20 protein-coding genes are annotated in these 24,925 nt (G+C 62.3%); 7 read left to right on the top strand and 13 right to left on the bottom strand.

All coding sequences use genetic code 11. The annotated features are described in order from the left end of the window. Positions 1 to 148 precede the first annotated feature (148 nt). Positions 149 to 760: a TetR/AcrR family transcriptional regulator gene (locus HU770_RS24170; protein ID WP_033699390.1), complete on the bottom strand. Its 612-nt coding sequence runs from the start codon at positions 758 to 760 to the stop codon at positions 149 to 151. A 132-nt stretch (positions 761 to 892) separates the two neighbouring features. On the opposite strand from HU770_RS24170, the gene HU770_RS24165 reads away from it, so the two are divergent. Next, a complete protein-coding gene (locus HU770_RS24165) occupies positions 893 to 1,807 on the top strand; it encodes a DUF808 domain-containing protein (RefSeq protein ID WP_033699388.1) in 915 nt (304 codons plus the stop codon). A 43-nt stretch (positions 1,808 to 1,850) separates the two neighbouring features. Here HU770_RS24165 and HU770_RS24160 read toward each other — a convergent pair whose 3' ends face one another. The 7 genes from HU770_RS24160 to puuE all read right to left on the bottom strand — a co-directional run bounded on the left by HU770_RS24160 (position 1,851) and on the right by puuE (position 8,806). Further along, positions 1,851 to 2,633 (bottom strand): outer membrane protein OmpK, encoded by a 783-nt coding sequence (locus tag HU770_RS24160; protein ID WP_027592962.1) that lies wholly within the window; start codon positions 2,631 to 2,633, stop codon positions 1,851 to 1,853. A 352-nt stretch (positions 2,634 to 2,985) separates the two neighbouring features. Continuing rightward, a complete protein-coding gene (locus tag HU770_RS24155) occupies positions 2,986 to 3,771 on the bottom strand; it encodes an outer membrane protein OmpK (protein ID WP_186656403.1) in 786 nt (261 codons plus the stop codon). A gap of 142 nt (positions 3,772 to 3,913) precedes the next feature. Then, positions 3,914 to 5,269 carry a nucleobase:cation symporter-2 family protein gene (locus HU770_RS24150; protein WP_033699386.1) on the bottom strand — a complete coding sequence of 452 codons (1,356 nt, stop codon included), beginning with the start codon at positions 5,267 to 5,269 and terminating at the stop codon, positions 3,914 to 3,916. Positions 5,270 to 5,427: 158 nt separating this feature from the next. After that, entirely contained in the window at positions 5,428 to 6,756 is a 1,329-nt protein-coding gene (locus HU770_RS24145) for a urate hydroxylase PuuD (protein WP_033699385.1), read from the bottom strand. A 43-nt stretch (positions 6,757 to 6,799) separates the two neighbouring features. Next, on the bottom strand, positions 6,800 to 7,303 hold the full coding sequence (locus HU770_RS24140; RefSeq protein WP_027592958.1) for an ureidoglycolate lyase: 504 nt from the start codon (positions 7,301 to 7,303) through the stop codon (positions 6,800 to 6,802). 61 nt (positions 7,304 to 7,364) lie between these two features. After that, complete coding sequence (gene uraD, locus HU770_RS24135) at positions 7,365 to 7,880, bottom strand: 2-oxo-4-hydroxy-4-carboxy-5-ureidoimidazoline decarboxylase (protein WP_033699383.1); 516 nt, start codon at positions 7,878 to 7,880, stop codon at positions 7,365 to 7,367. Beyond that, positions 7,880 to 8,806, bottom strand: a complete 927-nt coding sequence (gene puuE, locus HU770_RS24130) for an allantoinase PuuE (RefSeq protein WP_019471481.1) — start codon at positions 8,804 to 8,806, stop codon at positions 7,880 to 7,882. The genes uraD and puuE overlap by 1 nt, the downstream gene beginning before the upstream one ends. A 377-nt stretch (positions 8,807 to 9,183) precedes the next feature. Here puuE and uraH point away from each other — a divergent pair, with 377 nt between their 5' ends. Beyond that, the gene (gene uraH / locus HU770_RS24125) at positions 9,184 to 9,537 is read left to right on the top strand and encodes a hydroxyisourate hydrolase (protein ID WP_008091641.1); all 354 of its coding nucleotides are present in this window, start codon (positions 9,184 to 9,186) and stop codon (positions 9,535 to 9,537) included. A 182-nt stretch (positions 9,538 to 9,719) separates the two neighbouring features. On the opposite strand, the gene HU770_RS24120 is transcribed toward uraH, so the two are convergent. After that, complete coding sequence (locus HU770_RS24120; protein WP_156311365.1) at positions 9,720 to 11,039, bottom strand: NCS2 family permease; 1,320 nt, start codon at positions 11,037 to 11,039, stop codon at positions 9,720 to 9,722. A gap of 383 nt (positions 11,040 to 11,422) precedes the next feature. Here HU770_RS24120 and HU770_RS24115 point away from each other — a divergent pair, with 383 nt between their 5' ends. Both HU770_RS24115 and aqpZ read left to right on the top strand, forming a co-directional pair. Next, a complete protein-coding gene (locus HU770_RS24115) occupies positions 11,423 to 12,178 on the top strand; it encodes a GntR family transcriptional regulator (protein WP_047583646.1) in 756 nt (251 codons plus the stop codon). A 151-nt stretch (positions 12,179 to 12,329) separates the two neighbouring features. Next, a complete protein-coding gene (aqpZ, locus tag HU770_RS24110) occupies positions 12,330 to 13,028 on the top strand; it encodes an aquaporin Z (RefSeq protein WP_033699378.1) in 699 nt (232 codons plus the stop codon). On the opposite strand, the gene guaD is transcribed toward aqpZ, so the two are convergent. The 4 genes from guaD to xdhA form a co-directional block, all read right to left on the bottom strand. Further along, entirely contained in the window at positions 13,025 to 14,329 is a 1,305-nt protein-coding gene (guaD, locus tag HU770_RS24105; protein ID WP_033699377.1) for a guanine deaminase, read from the bottom strand. The genes aqpZ and guaD overlap by 4 nt on opposite strands. A gap of 10 nt (positions 14,330 to 14,339) precedes the next feature. Then, complete coding sequence (gene xdhC / locus HU770_RS24100) at positions 14,340 to 15,185, bottom strand: xanthine dehydrogenase accessory protein XdhC (RefSeq protein ID WP_095063711.1); 846 nt, start codon at positions 15,183 to 15,185, stop codon at positions 14,340 to 14,342. 175 nt (positions 15,186 to 15,360) lie between these two features. Beyond that, positions 15,361 to 17,760 (bottom strand): xanthine dehydrogenase molybdopterin binding subunit, encoded by a 2,400-nt coding sequence (gene xdhB, locus HU770_RS24095; RefSeq protein WP_186665948.1) that lies wholly within the window; start codon positions 17,758 to 17,760, stop codon positions 15,361 to 15,363. Continuing rightward, positions 17,753 to 19,207, bottom strand: a complete 1,455-nt coding sequence (gene xdhA / locus HU770_RS24090) for a xanthine dehydrogenase small subunit (protein WP_186656407.1) — start codon at positions 19,205 to 19,207, stop codon at positions 17,753 to 17,755. The genes xdhB and xdhA overlap by 8 nt, the downstream gene beginning before the upstream one ends. A 267-nt stretch (positions 19,208 to 19,474) precedes the next feature. On the opposite strand from xdhA, the gene HU770_RS24085 reads away from it, so the two are divergent. From HU770_RS24085 to zipA, 3 genes are all read left to right on the top strand, one after another. Next, positions 19,475 to 20,134: a GntR family transcriptional regulator gene (locus tag HU770_RS24085; protein WP_033699372.1), complete on the top strand. Its 660-nt coding sequence runs from the start codon at positions 19,475 to 19,477 to the stop codon at positions 20,132 to 20,134. Positions 20,135 to 20,136: 2 nt separating this feature from the next. Beyond that, the gene (smc, locus tag HU770_RS24080; protein WP_186665941.1) at positions 20,137 to 23,625 is read left to right on the top strand and encodes a chromosome segregation protein SMC; all 3,489 of its coding nucleotides are present in this window, start codon (positions 20,137 to 20,139) and stop codon (positions 23,623 to 23,625) included. A gap of 204 nt (positions 23,626 to 23,829) precedes the next feature. After that, a complete protein-coding gene (gene zipA / locus HU770_RS24075; protein WP_095063709.1) occupies positions 23,830 to 24,711 on the top strand; it encodes a cell division protein ZipA in 882 nt (293 codons plus the stop codon). Positions 24,712 to 24,925 lie beyond the last annotated feature (214 nt).

Raw genomic sequence — 24,925 nt, 5'->3', positions numbered from 1 at the left:
GCTACCATCTAGGTAGGCTGAGATGGCTGTGAGTTTGAACTGCTCTGTGTATTTGCCCATCGGTCCCCCCAAGGGTTGGATTTTTTGTCCAACTTCTTGGGGGCAGTCCAGGAGCGGCCTGGGCTGCATAGCAGCCCCATTGGCCCGATCAGGCCGCCTCAGGCTCACAGCCCTTGAGCACCAGCCGGATGATGGTCTCGGCCGCAGCGTCATAATCGCTGTCGGCCAGCTTGGCCTTGCCCGTTACCGCCGAGATCTGCCAATCGAAATCGGCATAGGTCTGGGTCGCCGCCCAGATGCTGAACATCAGGTGATGCGCATCCACATTGGCAATCTGCCCGCGCTCGATCCAGCCCTGGATGCACTCGATGTTGTGCCGCGCCTGTTCGTTGAGCTGCTCGACCTGGTTGGGCGACAAATGCGGCGCACCGTGCATGATCTCGCTGGCAAACACCTTGGATGCATGCGGCAGGTCGCGCGAGATGCGGATCTTCGAGCGAATGTACGAACTCAACACTTCCTTGGGGTCACCGTCGGCATTGAACGGCGTCGAGGCCTGCATGATCGGCGCGATGATGCTCTCCAGGACCTCGCGGTAGAGGTTGTCCTTGGATTTGAAGTAGTAGTACACGTTTGGCTTGGGCAGGCCGGCCTTGGCCGCGATATCGCTGGTCTTGGTGGCGGCGAAGCCCTTGTCGGCGAATTCCTCGCTGGCCGCGCGCAGGATCAGTTCCTTGTTGCGCTCGCGAATGGTGCTCATGGTCAGGGATCTTCCTCGTGTCTGGCCACCTCTAAGAGGGATCGGGCATGGTAGCACCGGGCTCGACGGGCGCTCAAGGCAGCGACTTTGGGCTAGACTCCGGCGCATTCATTTCACGGGAAACAGGCAAACATGGCAGGCAGCAGTCTACTGGTACTGATCGACGACATCGCCACGGTGCTCGACGACGTGTCACTCATGACCAAAGTCGCGGCGAAGAAGACTGCTGGCGTATTGGGCGACGACCTGGCGCTCAATGCTCAGCAGGTCACTGGCGTACGCGCCGAGCGCGAGATCCCGGTGGTGTGGGCGGTGGCCAAGGGCTCGTTCGTCAACAAGGCGATCCTGGTGCCGGCGGCGTTGCTGATCAGTGCGTTCATCCCTTGGGCGGTAACGCCCTTGTTGATGATCGGCGGCGCTTACCTGTGCTACGAGGGCTTCGAAAAGCTCGCGCACAAGTTCTTGCACAGCAAGGAAGAGGACGAGGCGCAGCATGAGGCGCGCAAGGAAGCCGTGGCCGACGCCAATGTCGACCTGGTGGCCTTCGAGAAAACCAAGATCAAAGGCGCGGTGCGCACCGACTTCATTCTCTCGGCAGAAATCATCGCCATTACCCTGGGCACCGTAGCCGATGCGCCGTTGACCCAGCAGATCATCGTACTGTCGGGTATCGCCATTGTCATGACCATCGGCGTTTACGGGCTGGTGGGCGGCATCGTCAAGCTCGATGACCTGGGCCTGTGGATGACGCAGAAGGCATCGAAGCTGGCCCAGGTGGTGGGTAACGGCATCCTGCGCGCGGCGCCTTACATGATGAAAAGCCTGTCGGTGATCGGCACTGCGGCGATGTTCTTGGTCGGCGGCGGGATTCTGGTGCATGGCATCGGGCCGTTGCATCATGCGATCGAGGCGTTCAGCGAAGGGCGCGGCGGGGCGCTGACGGGCGCATTGCTCAACGGGGGGGTGGGCATTGTTGCGGGCGCTGCCGTGTTGGCGGTCGTAAGCGGTTTGAGCAAGTTGTGGCGGGTAATGCGCCCGGCTCAGTGACCGTGACACAGGGGCCGCAATGCGGCCCCTGTGGTCTTTCAGGTCAGAAGTGAACCTTGACCAGGAAGCTCGCCGTATTCTGGTCGGTCGTGAAGGCATCGCTGTCCTTGATGCCGTACTTGTTCTTCCAGTAGTCGTACTCAAAACCTACGTACAGCTGCTTCTCACCCAGGTGCAACGCCTTGCCCAGGTCATATTTGACCTGCGGGTTGAAGTGCAGGTTGGCCTGGTAGGTACCGCGACGGTTCTCGTCGTTGTCCACCACCCAGTCCATGAAACCGTCGATGAGGATGTCGGACGAGCCCACAGGGATGGTGTACGACCACACCGGGGTAATCTGCCAGACGTTGTCACCCGCACGGCTGCCGTCGGTGGTGCGCTGGTAGAAGTTCAGTTGGAAGTAGTCGAAGCCCGGAATGTCCAGGTCGAAGCCAGGGCCGATCAGGTAAGACTCGGTATCCCCCTCGCCAAACTCGTAGGTCATCGCCAACAGCACGTCCTTGACCGGGCCGAACGCCAGCTTCTGGTCGAAGATCTTGCCAAACGACAGGCGCGGGCTGATTTCACCGTAGTAAGTGTTGGGGCCGTTCCCGGCGTCTTTCTTGCCCTGGTAGAAGATCTTGTCGACGAAGATGAAGTTGTCGCCGTACTTCCAGCCATCGGCATGCTCGAACGTCACCGTCTGCTGGATCTCGGGGTTGACCTTGAAGTTCTTGCCCCATAGGTAGGTGAGGCTGTTGTTCTGCCACTGCAGCAGGTCGCCGCCGAAGGTGGTGCCGCAGGCCAGCAGGCCGCCGGCGAGGATCAGGCTGTTGATGGTACGCATTGCGAGTGTCGCTCCCTTGATTGATCTGTTGTCAGCGCTCGTTGTTGGCGCTTTTTTGTCTTTTGAGTCAGCTTTTTTCGATAGGCCACAGCTGTTTGGCAAGAGCTGCGCCAACTTTTCGGGGCTGGCACAACCTTCCTGCTCGACTACGTTCTGAACGGATGAAAAGGGTTTTTCAGGCTGGCAACACGTTGGCCAACCGCCCGAATTCATTGACTGAGCGGTCAGTAAACGCAGGCAGAATCCGTTCTGCCCTGAGCGAGGGGGCGCGCAGATTACTGGCTTGCGCGCCGGTCCTCAAGTGCCCCGTCCTGGAGCGCTGTGAAACAAACTTGTGCGTTTGGTCAGTTTCTTAGAAATGGACTTTGACCAGGGCGCTGGCGACGCTCTGATTACTGTCCACGTTGCCACGGCTGTCGATGCCGTACTTGTCCTTCCAGTAGCTGTATTCAAAGCCTACGTACAACTGCTTGGCGCCCAGGTTCAGGGCCTTGCCCAGGTCATACTTGACCTGTGGGTTGAACTGCAGGTTGGCGTGGTAGGTGCCGCGACGGGTCTGGTCGTTGTCCACCACCCAGTCCATGTAACCGTCGATCAGGATGTCGGAGCGGCCCACGGGGATGGTGTAGGACCACGCCGGGGTGATCTGCCAGACGTTGTCCCCAGGGCGGCTGCCCTCGGTGTTGCGCACGTAGAAGTTCAAGGTGAAATAGTTGAAGCCGGGGACGGCCAGATCGAAACCGGGGCCGATCAGGTAGGCCTCGTTGTCGCCTTCGCCACGCTCGTAGGTCATGGCGATCAGCACGTCCTTGATCGGGCCGAACTCGAATTTGTGGCCGGTCATCTTTCCAAGCGACAGGCGCGGGCTGAATTCACCGTAGTAGGTGGTCACGCCTTTGCCGGGGTCGGCCTTGCCGTTGTAGAAAATCTTGTCGACGAACATGAAGGTGTCGCCGTACTTCCATTTGTTGGCGTGCTCGAACGTGATGGTCTGCTGGATACCAGGGTTGACCTTGAAGTCCTTGCCGTACAGGTAGCTCAGGCTTTCGCCGTGCCATTGCAGCCATTCGCCTGCATGCGAGGGGAGGGTGGCCAGCAGGCTGCTGCCCAACAACAGGGACGAGGTGATGCGCTTCATGTTGTGATTCCCGGACTTATTGTTTTTGTTGGCGGTGTTTTTAGCGCGCAGGGGCGCCCCGAGCGGCCCATTCCGGCGGGCCGACGGTGTAGCGGTTACTGCGGGTGTGAGTGAGGGGCGGCCAATGCGCCGCCCCTCGGGCTCAATGCTGGTGACAGGCGTCGTTATGCGCTGCGCGGTCGGCGCCACCGAGGATGTTGAACAACACGTTCAACACCAGGGCGCTGACCGTGGCCATGGCGATGCCACTGTGGGTGATCGGTTCCATCCACTGCGGCATCTGCGCGAAGAAATCCGGGCGCACCACGGGGATCAGCCCGAAACCGACGCTCACCGCCACCAGCAACTGGTTGCGACGGTCGCCGATGTCCGCTTCCTGAAGAATCTTGATCCCGGTGGCGGTGACCATGCCGAACATGGCAATGGACGCGCCGCCCAGTACCGCAGGCGGGATCGAGGCAATCAGGTAGGCCGCCTTGGGCAGCAGGCTGAGCATGATCAACAGCGCACCGGCCACCACGGTAACGTAGCGGCAGCGTACCCCGGTCATCTGCACCAGGCCGATGTTCTGGGCGAACGAGGAATGAGTGAAGGTGTTGAAGAAGCCCGCGATGAACGACGCGCCGGCATCGCACAGCAGGCCGCGACGCAGCATGCCGGGGGTGACTTCACGATCGGTCACCTTGCCCAGGGCGAGGAACATGCCCGTGGACTCGACGAAGATGATCACCACCACCAGGCACATCGACAGGATCGGCGCCAGGCTGAAGGTCGGCATGCCGAAGTGCAGTGGGGTCACCACTTGCAGCCACGGTGCCTGGCTCAGGCCAGACAGGTCGACCATGCCGATGGAGCCGGCCAGGATGTAACCCAGGCCCATGCCCACCAGCACCGAAACGTTGACCCAGAAGCCGCGCATGAAGCGGTTGATCAACAGGATCACGGCCAGCACCAGGCCCGCGACCATCAGGTAGATGGGCGAACCGAAGGCTTCTGCTTCATGGCCGCCACCGGCCCAGTTGACCGCAACCGGGAACAGCGACAGGCCGATCGAGGTGATCACGGTACCGGTAACCAGGGGCGGGAAGAAGCGCACGACCTTGGACATGAAGGGCGCGATCAGCATGCCGAAGAACCCGGCGGCGATGGTCGCGCCGAAGATCCCCTGCAAGCCCACGCCGGGCATGCCGGCCATGGCCACCATGCTGCCGACGGCAGCGAAGCTGGCACCCATCATCACCGGCATGCGGATCCCTACCGGGCCGATACCGAACGACTGGATGATGGTGGCGACGCCTGCAACCAGCAGGTCGGCGTTGATCAGGAAGGCAACTTCTTCACGGGACAATCCAGCAGCCTGGCCAATGATCAAAGGCACGGCAATCGCGCCTCCGTACATCAGCAGTACATGTTGCAGGCCTACCAGAATCAGTTGGAACAGGGGCAGAGGCTGACGCGGCGGCGCAACAGGGATGTACGCCTTGCGTGACTCGGACATGCAGCACCTCGAGTTTTGTTTTTATTCTCGGATCCAAGCGTCAAGCTCCAAGCGGCAAGCTTCAAGAAGAAGCTTGGTGATCCGCGTTGGAGCCTGACGCTCGATGCTTGCTTGTTACCTACGACTTACAGCTTGAGGCTTGAAGCTTGCGGCTTCTATCAGTTGACCTGGGCGCCTTTGGCGATCCAGTCACCAACGAGCTTGCGCTCTTCGGTGGTCATCTGGGTGATGTTGCCCAGCGGCATGATCTGGCTGGCGACCGCTTGCGCCTGAATGCGCGCGGCCTGGGCCTGGATCTGCTGCGGGGTGTCGAACATCACGCCGGCAGGGGCGGCGCTGAACAGTGGGCTGGTCGGTTTCGACGAGTGGCACACGGTGCAGCGTTCCTGGATGACATTGTGGATCTTGTCAAAGTCGCCACCACCGGCCTGGGCAGCGGCCTGGGCCGGTGCTTGCGCAGGTGCGGCTGGCGCTTGCGCTGCCTTGGCGGCGTCCTCGGCGCGCTGCTCGGCAGCGGTCTTGCCACCGACAGCAGTTGCAGGCAGCGGCTGGTACTCGATCTTCGCTGCGGCTTGCTCAGGGCTTACGGCCATCGGTTTCGGGCCGGTGACGTAGGCCAGGCAGATCATCGCCAGGGCGCCTACCGGCAGGGTCCAGGCGTACTTGTTGCTGTCGTGGCGGGTGTTGAAGTAGTGGCGGATCAGAACCGCGGCTACTGCGATACCGGCCAGGATCAGCCAGTTGTACTGGCTACCGTAGGTGCTCGGGAAATGGTTGCTGATCATGATGAACAGCACCGGCAGGGTGAAGTAGTTGTTGTGGCGCGAGCGCAGCAGCCCCTTGGCCGGCAGGCGCGGGTCCGGGGTGGTGTTGCTCTCGATCGCGGCCACCAGCTGGCGCTGGGCCGGCATGATGATGCGGAACACGTTGCCGACCATGATGGTGCCGATGATCGCGCCGGTGTGCAGGTATGCGCCACGGCCGCTGAACACCAGGCTGAAGCCCCAGCAGGCGGCGATGATCAGCACGAACAGTACACCACCGAGCAGCGCTGGCTTCTTGCCCAGGGGCGAGTCGCACAGGAAGTCGTAGATGAACCAGCCAGCGATCAGCGAACCGATACCGATGGCCACGCCTTCGGCACCGCTCAGGGTGCTGCCAGGGGCCAGCAGGTACAGGGCCGGGTTCCAGTAGAACACCACGCACAGCAGGGCGATACCGGACATCCAGGTGAAGTAGGCTTCCCATTTGAACCAGTGCAGGTTCTCGGGCATTTTCGGGGGTGCGAGTTTGTATTTCTCCAGGTGGTAGATACCACCGCCGTGAATCGCCCAGAGATCACCCGACAACCCATCGCGCGGGTTGCTTCGGTTCAGGTGGTTCTCCAGCCAGACGAAGTAGAACGATGCACCGATCCAGGCGACACCGGTGATCATGTGAACCCAGCGAATGCTCAGGTTCAGCCATTCGTGAAGGTGTGCTTCCACAGTATGTACCTCTGCCAATCACCTTGCGATGATCGACCTTTTCTTATTGGTGGGGATTGAGGATCAGCATCTGTTCCTCGGTGAAGTAATGCTCATCGCAGTTGTTGCCAGAACCACTGCGATCAACCACCAGGAAATCATCCCGCTTTTCGATCGTCAGCACCGGGTGGTGCCAGACGCCGCGATGGTAATTGATGCCCTGCCTGCCGTTACTGCGGAAGGCGCGGACCAAACCTGATACAGGTGCATCGCCAACGGGCGCGACCACGATCAGAAAGGGGTTGCCGAGCAGCGGGATGAAAGCCTGGCTGCCCAGCGGATGGCGTTCCAGCATGCGTACGGTCAGCGGCATGTCCAGCGCGTCGGCGCGGAAGATGCTGATGATCGCTTTGTCTTCAGGCTCGGCGGTCTCGACCGTGGCGAGCTTGTGAAAGCGCATGGTCGAGCCGTTGTTGATCATGAAGTGGTCACTGCCATCGGTTTCGATCACGTCACCGAACGGGGCGAAGGCTTCTTTGGTCAGGGGCTCGATCATCAGGGTGCGCATGCGGTTATCTCTTCTATGTTCGTTATTCTTGAAAGGGCTCTAACGTTCGTTGCAGCGGTAATTACAGCTGCAGCAGACGGAACAGGGCGATCAGGTTGATCTGCGCCAGGGCTTCCTTGAATTCGGCATCGCTGTCGTTGTGGATGCGTTTTTCGAAAGCGGCGAGGATCTGGTGCCGGTTGCTGCCCTTGACCGCCATGATGAACGGGAACTGGAACTTGGCCTTGTAGGCGTCGTTGAGCTCGGTGAAACGGGCGAACTCTTCGGCGGTGCACTGGTGGATACCGGCGCCGGCCTGCTCGTTGGTGCTCGATTCGGTCAGCTCGCCCTGGATGGCCGCTTTGCCAGCCAGGTCCGGGTGAGCGTTGATCAGCGCCAACTGGTCGGCGTGGCTGGCGCTGAGCAGGATGTCGCTCATACGCTGGTGCAGCGCCTCGACCTCGTCCAGCTCGATCAGGTTGCCCAGGCCATAGGCTTTTTCAGCGACCCACGGCGAGTGCTCGTAGATGTCGGCGAAGGCGGCGACGAATGCGTCACGGCCCAGGGTGGAGGGCTTGAGGGTCTTGAAGGCGGTCATCAGGCGTTCTCTTTCTTGTACGGGTGGGTGGCGTGCCAGTGGCGGGCGATGTCCGCGCGACGGGCGAACCAGACCTGGTCATGGCTCTTGGCGTAGTCGACGAAGCGCTTCAGCGCGGCCAGGCGCGCCGGGCGGCCGACCAGGCGGCAGTGCAGGCCGATGGAGAGCATCTTCGGTGCTTCGGCGCCTTCGGCGTAGAGCACATCGAAGGCGTCCTTGAGGTACTGGAAGAACTGCTCGCCGCAGTTGAAGCCCTGTACCTGGGTGAAGCGCATGTCGTTGGTGTCCAGGGTGTAGGGGATCACCAGGTGCGGCTTGCCGGTCGGGTTGTTCGGCTCCCAGTAGGGCAGGTCGTCGTCGTAGGTGTCGCTGTCATAGAGGAAGCCACCTTCCTCCATCACCAGGCGGCGGGTGTTCGGGCCGGTGCGGCCGGTGTACCAGCCCACCGGGCGCTCGCCGGTCAGTTCGGTGAGGATGCGGATGGCCTCGAGCATGTGCTCGCGCTCCTGCGCTTCATCCATGTTCTGGTAGTCGATCCAGCGGTAGCCGTGGCTGCAGATCTCGTGGCCGGCTTCAGCCATGGCGCGGATCACGTCCGGGTGGCGCTGGGCGGCCATGGCCACGGCGAACACGGTCAGCGGCACGCCGCTGTCCTTGAACAGCTTGAGCAGGCGCCACACGCCGGCACGGCTGCCGTACTCATACAGCGATTCCATGCTCATGTTGCGCTGGCCCTGCAACGGCTGGGCAGCCACCATCTCGGACAGGAAGGCTTCGGACTCTTTGTCACCGTGCAGGATGTTGCGCTCGCCACCTTCTTCGTAGTTCAGGACGAAGGACAGTGCAATGCGGGCGTTGCCCGGCCATTGCGGGTGAGGTGGGTTGTTGCCGTAACCGATCAGGTCGCGAGGATAGTCAGCGCTCACTGCAGTCTTCCTTCTTGTGCGTTAGTGCGGGGGTGGGCGGGCCGCGTCGGGATGTCGCACCACCGGATGGGCTGATTGTATACAACTTCTGAAATCTTTTGTAAGCCTGTTTTTCCGCATTTCTTCCCTTTTGTCGCCTGAGAATCCCTTGCAATAAACCTGCCTGGTTGGTCAGCTAATGACGTGGGTGTCGGCATGGCGTCTGTATTTGCGACTGTATGACGGCTTTAGGGAGGCGGCGACGGATGGGTTCAAAAAATTGTGTACAATTTGACGATGGAATGTCTTAATAACGCCATTCCCGCACATCGCAGGCCGTTTGGCGTGATGATGGCCGTGTATTTTTTGCCCACAGATTGAACAAGAGGCGACAAGCAATGGGACGTTTGACCACACACGTACTGGATGCCGCGCATGGCTGCCCGGGCAGCTCGATCAAGGTCGAGCTGTACCGCGTCGAAGGCCAGCAGTTGGAGCTGGTTAACACCGCCCTGACCAACAGCGATGGCCGCGTCGATGCGCCGCTGCTGCAGGGTGACGATTACCGTACCGGCGTTTACCAGCTGCAGTTCAGTGCTGGCGCCTACTACCGTGCTCGCGGCGTACAGCTGCCGGACACGGCGTTTCTGGATGTTGTTGTGCTGCGTTTTGGCATCGACGAGCAGCAGGAGCACTACCACGTGCCGCTGCTGATCTCGCCGTATAGCTATTCGACCTATCGCGGAAGCTAGTTGGTCGCTAGAAGAATCTTCGTAGGTCCTTTGGCCCGCTCTCACACTGGCGGGCTTTTTTTCGTCTGGCGGAAAGTGATGGGGGGGTGGCTTGGATGTTGTAGTGGCCATGAGATCGAGCGCCGCGGGTGCGGCGCTTGATCTCGAATGCACTGAAACTCTAAAGCCGGGTAAGCAATGCCTTAAAGGAACACGAACTTGGCAATGAAGATGGCGCACAGCACCCAGAGGCTGGCCGAGATTTCCTTGTACTTGCCAGTGCCCGCCTTCAATGCCACATAGGTGATAAAGCCCAGGGCAATACCGTCGGCGACCGAGAAGGTCAGCGGCATCATGATCACTGTGACGATCGCCGGAATGCTGTCGGTGGCTTCGTCCCAGTGGATATGCGCCATGCTGCCCATCATCAGCATGGCCACGTAGATCAATGCACCCGCAGTGGCATAAGCCGGAATCATCCCGGCCAGCGGCGCGAAGAACATCGCCGCAATGAACAGCAGCCCCACCACCACAGCCGTGAGGCCAGTCCGGCCACCGGCGGCCACGCCTGCGGCACTTTCTACATAGCTGGTTACCGGCGGCACACCGACCACCGCGCCGAATACGCTGGACGCACTGTCTGCCTTCAGCGCCCGTGACAGGTTTTCGATACGCCCATCAGGCGCCACCAGGTTGGCCCGTTGTGCCACGCCCATCAGGGTGCCGGCGGTGTCGAACATGTGCACGAACAGAAACGCCAGCACCACGCTGATCATGCTGACGTTGAACACGCCGGCGACATCCATGGCCATCCAGGTCGGCGCCAGGCTCGGTGGCATCGATACCACCCCGCCAAACTTCACCAGGCCCAGCCCCCAGCCGGCGAGGGTGACGCCGATGATGCTGATCAGGATCGCGCCGAATACCCGTTTGTAGCTGAGGATGGCAATCGACAGGAAGCACACCGCCGCCAGCAGAGGGCCGGGTTCATGCAGCGAGCCCAGCTTGATCAGCGTGGCCGGGCTGTCGACGATGATGCCTGCGGTCTTCAGGCCGATCAGTCCGAGAAACAATCCGACGCCGGCCCCCATTGCATGGCGCAGGCTCAACGGGATGCTGTTGAGCAGCCACTCGCGCACCTTCGACAAGGTGAGGAACATGAACAGCACACCCGAGACGAATACCGCGCCCAGTGCTGTTTCCCAGTTGTAGCCCATGGTGCCGACCACGGTGTAGGTGAAGAAGGCGTTCAGGCCCATGCCGGGCGCCAGGCCCACCGGCCAGTTGGCATACAGGCCCATCAGCAGGCAGCCCAGCGCTGCGGCGATGCAGGTGGCGACGAAGGCCGCGCCGTGATCGATGCCGGCGTCGGCCATGATGTTGGGGTTGACGAAGATGATGTAGGCCATGGTGATGAAGGTGGTCACCCCGGCGATCATTTCAGTTTTGACGGTGCTGCCGTGTTGCTTGAGTTTAAAAATCCGTTCCAGCCAGCTCGTTTCGAGCGGTGGGGCGAGATCCAGCGTAGGGGCTTCGGATTTGCGGCTTTCCACAGCGGGTACTCCTCAAGTCTTTCTTGTTGTGTCGGAGCCATTGTCCTGCGCATGCACTTGGCGGCTCCGCGAGGGGAAGGCAGACGCCTGACCATTTTGTTGACTTATGGGTCAGGAAGTCGCACGGTGGATTATGCTTTTGTGTACAAAGAATGCAAATAATGTTTTATCTTTTGTGCGCACAAATGCGCGTACAACGGCTATATATGTGAAAGGCCACCTGCAGAAACGGGTCAGCCTGTGTACAATGGCGCCATACCTTGGTCCTTCATCCCTTTTCAGGACTTGCCAGCCACCCTCTGACACGCGTTACAGTCAAGGTCCGACTGGTGGATCCACGTGCTCGAGTGCCCATGAACGAACAGCTGCAACCTCTGAAAAAACCTGTGCGCACTGGCAAGGCCGGGCGCAGTGGTACCCAGGACGACATCGTCTACGCGCATATTTTCGAGGCGATCCTCGAACAGCGTCTGGCTCCGGGCACCAAGTTGAGCGAGGAAGCGCTGGGCGAGATCTTCGGCGTCAGCCGCACCATCATCCGCCGCGCCCTGTCGCGCCTGGCCCACGAAAGCGTGGTGCTGTTGCGGCCCAACCGCGGTGCGGTGGTGGCCAGCCCGACGGTTGAAGAGGCGCGCCAGGTGTTCTTCTCGCGGCGCATGGTCGAGCGCGCCATCACCGAACTGGCCGTGCAGCACGCCACCCTCGACCAGCTCAACGAGCTGCGGCAGATGGTGCGCGAGGAGCGCGACAGCTTCTCGCGCGGCGATCGGGGTGCGGGTATCCGTCTTTCTGGCGAATTCCACCTCAAGCTGGCCGAAGCGGCGGGCAATGCGCCCTTGGTCAGCTTCCAGCGCAGCCTGGTGTCGCAGACCTCGCTGATCATTGCCCAGTACGAAAGCGGCAACCGCTCGCATTGCTCCTATGACGAGCACATGCAACTGATCGATGCCATCGAAGCGCGTGACGCCGAGCAGGCGGTGAGCTTGATGATGCACCATATGGACCACATCGACAGCAAGCTGAACCTGGACGAGGAGAGTGCCTCGGACGATCTGCATGCGGTGTTCTCGCACCTGCTGAAAAAGCCAAAGGTTTCGGCCAAGGGTTGATCGTTTGCCTCGGTAGATGTGGGGTTTTGCAGGCGCGGGCTTGCCCGCTCCTACACATCAGCCAAAGGTCTGCTAAATTCTTGTGAGCAAACCTTCATCAAGCAGTTGGGCTTGCGCATTCGTTGCGTTCAACTTCTTGAGGAATGGATTCATGAGCATGTCCCTCGGTAAACGCATGGGTGCCGAATTGATCGGCACCTTCTGGCTGGTCCTTGGTGGCTGTGGCAGTGCGGTACTCGCAGCCAGTTCCCCCCTCGGTATCGGCGTTCTCGGTGTTGCTTTCGCCTTCGGCCTTACAGTGCTGACCATGGCCTTCGCCATCGGCCACATTTCCGGCTGTCATCTAAACCCTGCCGTATCGTTCGGGCTGGTGGTGGGCGGGCGTTTCCCGGCCAAAGAGCTGCTGCCCTACGTGATCGCACAGGTAATCGGCGCCATCCTGGCTGCGGGTGTGATCTACCTCATCGCCAGCGGCAAGGCCGGTTTCGAGTTGTCTTCGGGATTGGCTTCAAACGGCTACGCCGACCACTCGCCCGGCGGCTACACACTGGGTGCGGGTTTCATCAGTGAAGTGGTGATGACGGCGATGTTCCTGGTGGTAATCATGGGCGCCACCGACTCCCGCGCCCCAGCAGGTTTCGCGCCGATTGCCATCGGCCTGGCCCTGACCCTGATCCACCTGATCTCCATTCCGGTGACCAATACTTCGGTCAACCCCGCGCGTAGCACGGGGCCGGCACTGTTCGTCGGCGGTTGGGCCCTGCAGCAACTGTGGCTGTTCTGGCTGGCGCCGCTGATCGGGGCTGCGATCGGCGGCGCGTTGTACCGGGGCCTGGCGAAAGAACCTTAGCGCTGGTGCACGCAACGCCCGGCGGCGTAGGTTTCCCGCACGGTGCGGTCATCGCCCAGGGTGGTGAGCACGAACAGGGTCTCTTCGATGCTGTTGGACTGCTGGATACGGTAGTCCAGCAGCGGCGTGGCCTTGTAGTCGAGCACGACGAAGTCGGCATCGTTGCCGGGGCGCAGGCTGCCGATGCGATCGTCCAGGCGCAGTGCGCGGGCGCCGCCGAGGGTGGCCAGGTACAGCGACTTGTAGGGGTGCAGGCGCGCGCCCTGCAACTGCATGACCTTGTACGCCTCGTTGAGGGTGTTGAGCAGCGAGAAGCTGGTGCCAGCGCCCACGTCGGTGCCCAGGCCCACGTTGACCTTGAAGCGCTCGGCCTGGGGCAGGTTGAACAGGCCGCTACCGAGGAACAGGTTGGACGTCGGGCAGAAGGCCACGGCCGAACCGGTTTCGGCCAGGCGCTGGCACTCGTCGTCGCACAGGTGCACGCCATGGGCGAACACCGAGCGCTCGCCGAGCAGCTCGAAGTGGTCGTACACGTCCAGGTAGCCCTTCTGCTCCGGGAACAGTGACTTGACCCAGTCTATTTCCTTGAGGTTTTCCGACAGGTGCGTGTGCATGTACACGCCTGGGTGCTCCTTGAGCAACTGGCCAGCGAGTGTCAGTTGCTCTGGCGTGCTGGTCGGTGCGAAACGTGGGGTCACCGCGTAGTGCAGGCGGCCCTTGCCGTGCCAGCGTTCGATCAATGCCTTGCTTTCGCTGTAACCGGACTCGGCCGTGTCAGTCAGGTAGTCAGGGGCATTGCGGTCCATCATCACCTTGCCGGCGATCATCCGCAGGTCGAGGCGCTCGGCTTCTTCGAACAGGGCGTTGACCGACTCCGGGTGCACGCTGCCAAACACCAGGGCGGTGGTAGTGCCGTTGCGCAGCAGTTCCTTGAGGAAGATTTTCGCGACCTGGTCGGCATGGCCCTTGTCGGCGAACTGTTTCTCGCACGGGAAGGTGTAGGTGTTGAGCCAGTCCAGCAGCTGTTCGCCGTACGAGCCGATCATGCCGGTCTGTGGGAAGTGGATGTGGGTATCGATGAAGCCTGGGGTGATCAACGCATCCTGGTAATGCACCACTTCGATGCCGGCATCCAGGGTCGGCAGCAGGTCGCTGGCGTGGCCGAGGGCGCTGATGCGGCCATCGTCGACCACCAGCAGGCCGTCTTCGTAGTAAGCGTGGGAGGCGTCAAGGCCGACTTCGGCCGGGTCGGCGATGCTGTGCAGGATGGCGGCACGGTAGGCTTTGCGGGTTGCGGTCATAAAGCGCTCGTCAAATGGCTTGGCTGCGCCGGGAGGGCGGCAGCAACTGGGCAATGGGGCCGGCGTTGGCGGCAGCGTCATGCTGGCCGAAGCAGGCGTTGTAGGTGGCAATGATTTCACCGGCGATGGACACGGCGATCTCGATCGGCAGCTTGCCCTTGACCTCGGCAATGCCCATCGGGCAGCGCATGCGCGCCATGACGGCATCATCGAAGCCGCGCTCGCGCAGGCGGTGCTCGAACTTGGCCCGTTTGGTCTTCGAGCCGATCAGGCCGAACCAGGTGAAATCATTGCGTTTGAGAATGGCGGCGGTCAGTTCCAGGTCGAGCTGGTGGTTGTGGGTCATGACGATGCAGTAGCTGCCGGCTGGCAGGTCGGCCACTTCGTCGACGGGCTCCTCGTTGACCACCTTGGTCACCCCGTTGGGGATGAGCTCGGGAAACTCCTGTTCGCGCGAATCGATCCAGCGCACCCGGCAGGGCAACGCGGCGAGCAAGGGTACCAGAGCGCGGCCGACATGGCCCGCGCCGAACACCGCGATCTGCGCCTGCACGGCGGCCATTGGCTCGAACAGCAGCACGGTCACGCCGCCGCAGCACTGGCCGAGGCTTGCACCCAGGCTGAAGCGCTCCAGGTGCGGGGTGGTGCGCTGGTCTTCGAGCATTTGCCGGGCGATATGCAGGGCCTTGTATTCCAGGTGGCCGCCGCCGATGGTATCGAACAGCGCGGTGGCGCTGACGACCATTTTCGAGCCGGCGTTACGCGGGGTAGAGCCGCGCTCCTCGATGATGGTCACCAGCACGCAGGGTTCACCGCGGGACTGGTGGTCGGCGAGGGCGTTGATCCATTGGTGCATGATCCAACCTCTCTTCTGTCTACGCGGGGCTTGTGTAGGAGCGGCCTTGCGTCGCGAACGGGCTGCGCAGCGGCCCCAGGATTTCAGCTTCGCTGCTGAGCTGGCTGGGGCCGCTTCGCGCCCCTTTCGCGACGCAAGGCCGCTCCTACACACACACACCCAACGGAGCGCAGGCTCAGTGGCTAACGGTTTCCAGTTCCTGCGATGCAGGCTGCGCGGCGGCCACCGCCTTGCGCATCTGCTCGCAACCCCACAACACCCGCTCTGGCGTTGCCGGGGCATCAACCTGGGGTTGCAGGCGATAGTCGGCAATGCTGGCCACGGCGTCCTTGATCGCGCACCAGGCGGCGATGCCAAGCATGAATGGCGGCTCGCCCACGGCCTTGGAATGGAACACCGTGTCTTCGGGGTTCTTGCGGTTTTCCACCAGCTTCACGCGCAGGTCCAGCGGCATGTCGGCCACCGCCGGCACTTTGTAGCTGGCCGGGCCGTTGGTCATCAACTTGCCCTTGGCATTCCACACCAGCTCTTCGGTGGTCAGCCAGCCCATGCCCTGGATGAAACCGCCTTCCACCTGGCCGATATCGATGGCCGGGTTCAGCGAGGCGCCGACGTCATGCAGGATGTCGGCGCGCAGCATCTTGTATTCGCCCGTCAGGGTGTCGACGACCACTTCCACGCAGGCTGCACCGAAGGCGAAGTAGTAGAACGGCCGGCCGCGAGCCTGGCTGCGGTCGTAGAAAATCTTCGGCGTACGGTAAAAGCCGGTGCTCGACAGCGACACCTGGGCAAAGTACGCCTGCTGCACCAGTTGCTCGAAGCTGACGATCTGCTCGCGCACGCGCACATGGCCGTTGCGGAACTCGACGTCTTCCTCGGTCACCTGGTAATGCCGTGCGGCGAACTCGGTCAGGCGCTTCTTGAGGATTTCGGCGGCGTTCTGCGCGGCCTTGCCGTTCAGGTCGGCGCCGCTGGAAGCTGCGGTAGGCGAGGTGTTGGGGACCTTGTCGGTGTTGGTGGCGGTGATCTGGATGCGGTCGATGTCGACCTGGAAGATCTGCGCCACCACCTGCGCCACCTTGGTGTTCAGGCCCTGGCCCATCTCGGTGCCGCCGTGGTTCAGGTGGATACTGCCGTCGGTGTAGATGTGGATCAGCGCACCGGCCTGGTTGAGGAAGGTGGCGGTGAACGAGATACCGAACTTGACCGGGGTCAGCGCCAGGCCCTTCTTGAGAATCGGGCTGTTGGCATTGAAGCGGCGAATCGACTCGCGCCGCTCGGCGTAATCGCTGCTGGCCTCAAGCTCGGCGGTCATCTCTTCGAGCATGTTGTGCTCGACGGTCTGGTAGTAGTGGGTGACGTTGCGGTCGGTCTTGCCGTAGTAGTTGGCCTTGCGCACCGCCAGCGGGTCGCGGCCCAGGTGGCGGGCGATATGGTCCATCACCTGCTCGATGGCGACCATGCCCTGCGGGCCGCCAAAGCCGCGGTAGGCGGTGTTGGAGGCGGTGTTGGTCTTGCAGCGGTGGCCGTGCACGGTGGCATCGCCCAGGTAGTAGGCGTTGTCGGAGTGGAACATGGCGCGGTCGACGATCGAGCCGGACAGGTCGGGCGAGTAGCCGCAGTTGCCGGCCAGGTCGAAATTGATGCCGTGCAGGCGGCCAGTGTCATCGAAGCCCACGTCGTACTCAACATAGAACGGGTGGCGCTTGCCGGTCATCATCATGTCTTCGACGCGCGGCAGGCGCATCTTGGTTGGCTGGCCGGTCAGGCGCGCAACCACCGCACACAGGCACGCCGGGCTGGCGGCTTGGGTTTCCTTGCCGCCGAAACCACCGCCCATGCGGCGCATGTCGAGGACGATCTTGTTCATCGGCACGTCCAGCACTTCGGCGACCAGCTTCTGCACCTCGGTGGGGTTTTGCGTGGAGCAGTAGACGATCATGCCGCCGTCCTCGGTCGGCATCACCGAGGAAATGTTGGTTTCCAGGTAGAAGTGCTCCTGGCCGCCGATATGCAGGGTGCCTTGCAGGCGGTGCGGGGCGCTGGCCAGGGCGGCGGCGGAGTCACCGCGCTGGTGGGTGTGGCTGTCGAGCACGAAGTGCTTCTTGCGAAACGCTTCGACCACATCCAGTACCGGCTCCAGGTCTTCGTACTCGATGATGGCCGCCATCGCTGCGCGGCGGGCGGTTTCCAAGTCGCGGGCAGCCACGGCGAGCACCGGCTGGCCGAAGAATTCGACTTTGTCGATGGCCAGCAGCGGGTCGCCGGCCACCACCGGGCCGATGTCCTTGAGGCCGGGGATGTCTTCGTGGGTGATGGCGATGCGTACACCCTCGAAGGCATAGCACGGCGTCGTGTCGACACGCAGGATGCGCGCATGGGCGCGGTCGGCGGTGCGCGCATAGACGTGCAACTGGTTGGGGAATTCCAGGCGGTCATCGATGTACACCGCTTCGCCGGACACGTGCTTGTCGGCACTGTCGTGCTTGACGCTGCGGCCGACCCCGGTGGTCAGGTCCTGGCTGAACAGTTCGGCCATCTCGGCCTGGCTCTTGGCTACGTGATGGTTAGACATAAGCGGTCACCCGGGTTTCGATGTGCGGTGTTTGCTGTTCGATGAAGTACTTGCGCAACAGGTTCTGTGCGGTCAGCAGGCGGTACTCTTTGCTGGCGCGGAAGTCGCTGAGCGGGGTGAAGTCTTCGGCCAGCGCCTGGCAGGCGCGCTCGATGCTGGCCTGGTTCCACGCTTTGCCGCGCAGGGCTGCTTCGCAGGCACGTGCACGCTTTGGAATGGCGGCCATGCCGCCGAAGGCGATCCGCACGCCGCTGACCACACCGTTCTCGATGCTCAGGTTGAACGCTGCGCACACGGCGGAAATGTCGTCGTCCAGGCGCTTGGACACTTTATAGGCGCGGAAGGCCCAGTCATCGCTGGCGCGCGGCACGATGATCTTCTCGATGAACTCGCTGTCCTGGCGCGCGGTGATGCGGTAATCGATGAAGTAGTCTTCCAGCGCCAGGGTGCGCTGGCGTTCGCCCTGGCGCAGCACCACCTGGGCATCCAAGGCAATCAGCAGGGGCGGCGAGTCGCCAATCGGCGAGGCGTTGCCGATATTGCCGCCCAAGGTGCCCTGGTTGCGGATCTGCAGCGAGGCAAACCGGTGCAGCAGGTCGCCAAAGTCGGGGTACTCGGCATTGAGCGCTTCATAGCAGTCGGTGAGCGGGGTAGCCGCGCCGATTTCCAGGTGGCTGGCGGTCTTGTCGATGCGCTTGAGCTCGGCCACGTGGCCGACATAGATCATCACCGGGAGCGTTTTGTGGAACTGGGTCACTTCCAGTGCCAGGTCGGTACCACCGGCCAGCAGGCGTGCTTCGGGGTGCGAGCTGTACAGGTCGGCCAGGTCGGCCACGGTCAACGGCACCAGGCAGCGCTTGTCGCCACTGTTGAGCTCGCCGGTCTGGGTCGGCGCGATGGCCTTGAGGCGGCTGATGGTCTGGGCTTGCTGGGCGTCGAACTGGTCGCGGCAAGGCTGGCGGCAGCTTTGCTCGGCAGCATCGAGGATCGGCCGGTAGCCGGTGCAGCGGCACAGGTTGCCGGCCAGGGCTTCCTGGGCCAGGTGCAGGTCGGGGCCTTGGCTGTTTTTCTGCAGGGCGAACAGCGACATGACAAAGCCTGGGGTGCAGAAGCCGCATTGCGAACCATGGCAGTCGGCCATGGCTTTTTGCACGCTGTGCAGTTCGCCCTGGTGCTTGAGGCCTTCGACGCTGATCAACTGCTTGCCATGCAGCGAAGACACGAAGGTCAGGCACGAATTGAGGCTGCGGTAGCGCAGGGTGTCCTGGCCCTGGTCGTCCTGGGTCAGTTCGCCGACCACCACGGTGCATGCACCGCAGTCACCACTGGCACAGCCTTCCTTGGTGCCGGGTTTGCCCAGGTGCTCGCGCAGGTATTGCAGCACCGTCATGTTTGGGTCCAGGGCGTGCTCATTACGCAGCTCCTGGTTGACGAGAAACTGGATCACGGGGGTGGCCTCGCAATGGTTTTATTGTTGTTGGGCGGACAATAAGCAGACCTGACGAACTGGTCAATATTTTTCTGACTCAAAGGTCAGGAAAATACGCATCTCTACACCCGGCCCTACACATGGCCTTTACTACAAGCATAGATCGCGCCGGGCAGGCGGCTGTCTGGCAGGCCAAATAAAGCGCAAGGCCCCTCTGCGCGCGTGCCGGTCAAGTACGCTACAATCCGCCCCTTGTGCCCAGTTCAATGATTTTGAAGGAAAACCATGACGTTCAAGGCCCCGGACAGCCTCTCCGAGCAGATTGCCGATTACCTGGCCGAACGCATCATCCGCGGCGAGCTGGCGCCAGGCGAGCGCATCCAGGAGCAAAAGGTCACCCAGGCGCTGAATGTCAGCCGCGGTTCGGTGCGTGAGGCACTATTGATCCTCGAACGTCGGCATCTGGTCGCGATTTTGCCGCGTCGTGGCGCCCATGTGACCAAGCTGGACGAGCGCAGCGTGCGCAGCCTGTGCAACCTGATGGGCGAGTTCTACATCCTGCTGGGCAACGCCGTTGCACAAAAATGGCGCCTTGAGGCTGATCTGCGCCCGTTTCTGGAGATCCAGCAGCGTCTGCAGCTAGCCCGCGACAAACGGGACATCAAGGTGTTCGTTGCCGAAAGCTTCGCGGTGATGCGGGCGGCCTATCCGTTCGCCGACAACCCTTACCTGCAGGAAACCGTAGAAAACCTGCAGCCGGCCATGAGCCGCGCCTACTACTTGGCCCTGGACCAGCGCCAGGCCAGCACCGACGACTACTTGCAGCTGTTCGCCTGCCTGCTTGAGGCCGTGGTCTCGCGCGACCTGCCGCGCATCCGCGAGGTGCTCACCGCTTACTGCCAGCGCAGCTGTGAACTGGTGCTGGCGGCGTTGGCCCGGGCCTGACCATGCGCCTCAAATGCATTCGCCTGGCCGGGTTCAAGTCGTTCGTCGACCCGACCACGGTCAACTTCCCCAGCAACATGGCGGCCGTGGTCGGCCCCAACGGTTGCGGCAAGTCCAACATCATCGACGCGGTGCGCTGGGTGATGGGCGAGAGCTCGGCGAAAAACCTGCGCGGCGAGTCGATGACCGATGTCATCTTCAACGGCTCCACCAGCCGCAAGCCGGTCAGCCAGGCCAGCATCGAGCTGGTGTTCGACAACAGCGACAACACCCTGGTAGGTGAATACGCGGCCTACGCCGAGATTTCCATCCGCCGCAAGGTGACCCGCGACGCGCAGAACAGCTACTACCTCAACGGCGCCAAATGCCGTCGCCGCGATATCACCGATATCTTCCTCGGCACCGGCCTTGGGCCGCGCAGCTACTCGATCATCGAGCAGGGCATGATCTCCAAACTGATCGAAGCCAAGCCCGAGGAGCTGCGCAACTTCATCGAGGAGGCGGCGGGCATCTCCAAGTACAAGGAGCGCCGTCGCGAAACCGAAAACCGCATCCGCCGCACCCAGGAAAACCTGGCGCGCCTGACCGACCTGCGCGACGAGCTGGAGCGCCAGCTCGAACGCCTGCACCGCCAGGCCCAGGCCGCCGAGAAGTACCGCGAGTACAAGGCCCAGGAACGCCAGCTCAAGGCGCGCCTGTCGGCCCTGCGCTGGCGCGACCTGGACGAACGCGTACGCCAGCGCGAAGCGGTGATCGGCGACCAGGATGTGTCCCACGAGGCCTTGGTGGCCGAGCAGCGTAACGCCGACGCCAGCATCGAGCGCCTGCGCGATGGCCATCACGAATTGTCCGAACGCTTCAACCAGGTCCAAGGCCGCTTCTATTCGGTGGCAGGCGATATCGCCCGGGTCGAGCAGAGCATCCAGCACGGTCAACAGCGCCTGCGCCAATTGCAGGACGACTTCAAGGAAGCCGAGCGCACGCGCTTGGAGACCGAGTCGCACCTGGGCCATGACCGCACCCTGCTGGCAACCCTTGGCGAAGAACTGGCCATGCTGGTGCCTGAGCAGGAAATGACCCTGGCGGCCGCCGAAGAGGCCGCCGCCACCCTCGAAGAAGCCGAGCTGGGCATGCACGGCTGGCAAGAGCAGTGGGACAGCTTCAACACCCGCTCCGCCGAGCCCCGGCGCCAGGCGGAAGTGCAGCAGGCGCGCCTGCAGCAGCTGGAAACCAGCCTGGAGCGCTTGGCAGAGCGCCAGCGCAAGCTGGGTGAAGAGCGCGACCTGTTGGGCGCTGAGCCACAGGATGCCGCCCTGCTCGAACTGGCCGAACAGTTGGCCAGTAGCGAAATGCTGCTGGACGAGTTGCAGGGGGCCGAAGAGCAAGTGGTCGAGCGCCTCGAAGGCACGCGCGAGCAGTTGCAGCAGGCCACCCAGGCGCAACAGCAGGCGCAGGGCGACCTGCAGCGTCTGGGTGGTCGCCTGGCATCGTTGGAGGCCTTGCAGCAGGCTGCGCTGGAGCCTGGTGTAGGCGCCGCAGACTGGTTGCGCGAGCAAGGCCTGGCGCAGCGCCCCCGCCTGGCGGAAGGGCTGCGGGTCGAGCCGGGCTGGGAGCTGGCAGTAGAAACGGTGCTTGGCGCCGACCTGCAGGCGGTGCTGGTCGATGACTTCAACAACCTCGATTTCGCCGACCTGGAGCAAGGCGAGTTGCGCTTGCTGCAGGCCGGCGGCGAGGGTGCGCGGCTGGCGGGCAGCCTGCTGGACAAGGTCGAAGGGCGTACCGACCTGACGCCCTGGCTGGGGCAGGTAAAGCCGGTCGATGACCTGGCCCAGGCGCTGGCGCTGCGGGCCACCCTGAATGAAGGGCAGAGCCTGGTCAGCCGTGACGGTTACTGGGTGGGCCGGCATTTTTTGCGGGTCAGCCGAGGTGGCGAAGCCGAAGGCGGGGTGTTGGCCCGCGGCCAGGAAATCGAACGCCTGGGCCAGGAGCAGTTGGAGCAGCAAGCCGCCCTGGAGCATCTTGAGCAACAGCTTCAAGGCCTGCGCGAGCAGCAGTTGGGCTTTGAAGAGCAGCGCGAGCAGTTGCGCCGCCGTACCCAGGAAGAGAGCCGCCAGCATGGCGAGTTCAAGGCCAGCCTGTCGGCCAGCCGTGCCCGTGCCGAGCAAGTCGAATTGCGCCGCCGCCGTCTGCAGGAAGAACTGACCGAACTGCAGGAGCAGCGCGCCCTGGAACACGAGCAACTGGGCGAGGCGCGGCTGGTGCTGCAGGAAGCCCTGGACCTCATGGCCCAGGACACCGAACAGCGCGAGCAGTTGATGGCCCGTCGCGATACCTTGCGCGAAGGCCTCGATCGCGTTCGCCAGGAGGCGCGCCAGCACAAGGACCATGCCCACCAGCTGGCCGTGCGCCTTGGCTCGCTGCGGGCCCAGCATGACTCCACCCGTCAGGCCCTGGAGCGCTTGGAGCAGCAGGCCGCACGCCTGACCGAGCGCCAGGAGCAACTGAGCCTGAACCTGGAGGAGGGCGAAGCACCCCTCGAAGAGTTGCGCCTGAAGCTCGAAGAGCTGCTTGAGCGGCGCATGAGCGTCGACGAGGAAATGCGCCAGGCCCGGCTGCACATGGACGAGGCCGACCGTGCACTGCGCGACGCCGAAAAACGCCGCAGCCAGGCCGAGCAGCAAGCCCAACTGCTGCGCGGCCAGCTGGAGCAGCTGCGTTTGGAGTGCCAGGGCCTGGATGTGCGGCGCAAGACCCTGCAAGAGCAATTGCTGGCCGACGGTTACGACCTGCAAGGCGTGCTTGCCACGCTCGAAGCCGACGACAGCGAACAGGGCACCGAGCAGGCGCTGGAACAGACCGAGGCGCGTATCCAGCGCCTGGGCGCGATCAACCTGGCAGCGATCGAAGAATACGAGCAACAGTCCGAGCGCAAGCGCTACCTGGACGCGCAGAACGCCGACCTGGTCGAAGCGCTGGAGACCCTCGAAAACGTCATCCGCAAGATCGACAAGGAAACCCGCAACCGCTTCAAAGATACCTTTGATCAGATAAATGCTGGATTACAGGCGCTTTTTCCAAAAGTTTTCGGTGGTGGCAGCGCTTATCTGGAACTGACGGGCGAAGATCTACTCGATACAGGGGTGACGATCATGGCGCGACCACCGGGCAAGAAGAACAGCACCATCCATTTGCTGTCCGGTGGCGAGAAGGCACTGACCGCCCTGGCGCTGGTGTTTGCCATTTTCAAGTTGAACCCCGCACCGTTCTGCATGCTCGACGAGGTCGATGCGCCGCTGGACGATGCCAACGTCGGGCGTTACGCGCGGCTGGTGAAGGAAATGAGTGAGAGCGTGCAGTTCATCTACATCACCCATAACAAGATTGCCATGGAGATGGCGGATCAATTGATGGGGGTAACCATGCACGAGCCCGGCTGCTCCCGCCTGGTGGCGGTGGATGTGGAGGAGGCGATGGCAATGGTCGACGCCTGATGAGCGAAGATACGGCACATTCTGTAGTGAAATGGCCCCGTCATGTGCGACAGACGGTGTAAAGTTCTCTTTGGTCGTGCTAGCTTAATGTCACTCGTTTTTTGCGTGGGTAAAACGCCTGTCAGAACATAGAGTTGGCGCCACGTGTTAAAGGGCTTTGAACCCTTTGTTTTCAAGCATATTTTTATAGAGGCACGGGATTACATGGAAATCGGTCTGCGCGAGTGGCTGATCCTCATCGGCATCATTGTCATTGCCGGTATTCTTTTCGACGGCTGGCGCCGCATGCGCGGCGGAAAAGGCAAGTTGAAATTCCGCCTGGATCGCAGTTATACCAACGCCCCCGACGAAGAGGGCGGCGCCGAAGTGCTCGGCCCGTCGCGGGTGCTGGATAACCACAAGGAGCCAGAACTGGATGAGAGCGACCTGCCCTCGCTCAGTGCGTCGTCGCGTGATCGCGAGCGCGAGCCCAAGCCGGTCAAGGCCAGCAAGCGTGGCAAGCGTGCCGCAGAAGTGCCGCAGGGTGACTTGAACCTGGTGGCCGAGTCGCGTGAGCCTGACCTGTTTGCCGATGCCGATGATGACTTTGCTGCCGACAACAACCGCAACAGCGGTGCGTCGTCCGCCAACAACACGGTCAAGGAATTGCCCCCCGCTGAAGAAGTGCTGGTGATCAGCGTTATCTCCCGCGACGAGGGTGGCTTCAAAGGGCCGGCGTTGCTGCAGAACATTCTCGAGAGCGGCCTGCGTTTTGGCGAGATGGACATCTTCCACCGCCACGAGAGCATGGCCGGCCACGGCGAAGTGCTGTTCTCCATGGCCAACGCGGTGAAGCCCGGCATTTTCGACCTGGACGATATCGACCACTTCAGCACCCGTGCGGTGAGCTTCTTCCTGGGCCTGCCGGGCCCGCGTCATCCGAAGCAGGCGTTCGACGTGATGGTTGCAGCGGCGCGCAAGTTGGCCCATGAGCTCAATGGTGAACTCAAGGATGATCAGCGCAGCGTGCTGACCGCCCAGACCATCGAGCATTACCGCCAGCGCATCGTCGAGTTCGAGCGCCGCGCGCTGACCCAGAAACGCTGATAGATCCAGACAAAGAGCAGCCTGCGGGCGCGCTGGTCGGTTCAGGTTTTGAGTGTGCCTGTACTGACCCTTTCGCGGGTCAAGCCCGCTCCCACAGGTACACCACTGCCTGCAAGGCTTACGGTGTACCTGTGGGAGCGGGCTTGACCCGCGAAAGGGTCGGCATTGACAACCTCAAACCCTGTTCTGGCACGGTGCCCCAAGGCTGCTTTTT

The sequence above is a fragment of the Pseudomonas sp. SWRI68 genome (genome assembly GCF_014269165.1).
In the GTDB taxonomy this organism is placed as follows: domain Bacteria; phylum Pseudomonadota; class Gammaproteobacteria; order Pseudomonadales; family Pseudomonadaceae; genus Aquipseudomonas; species Aquipseudomonas capeferrum.
This window is presented reverse-complemented; position numbering and strand designations above follow the sequence as displayed.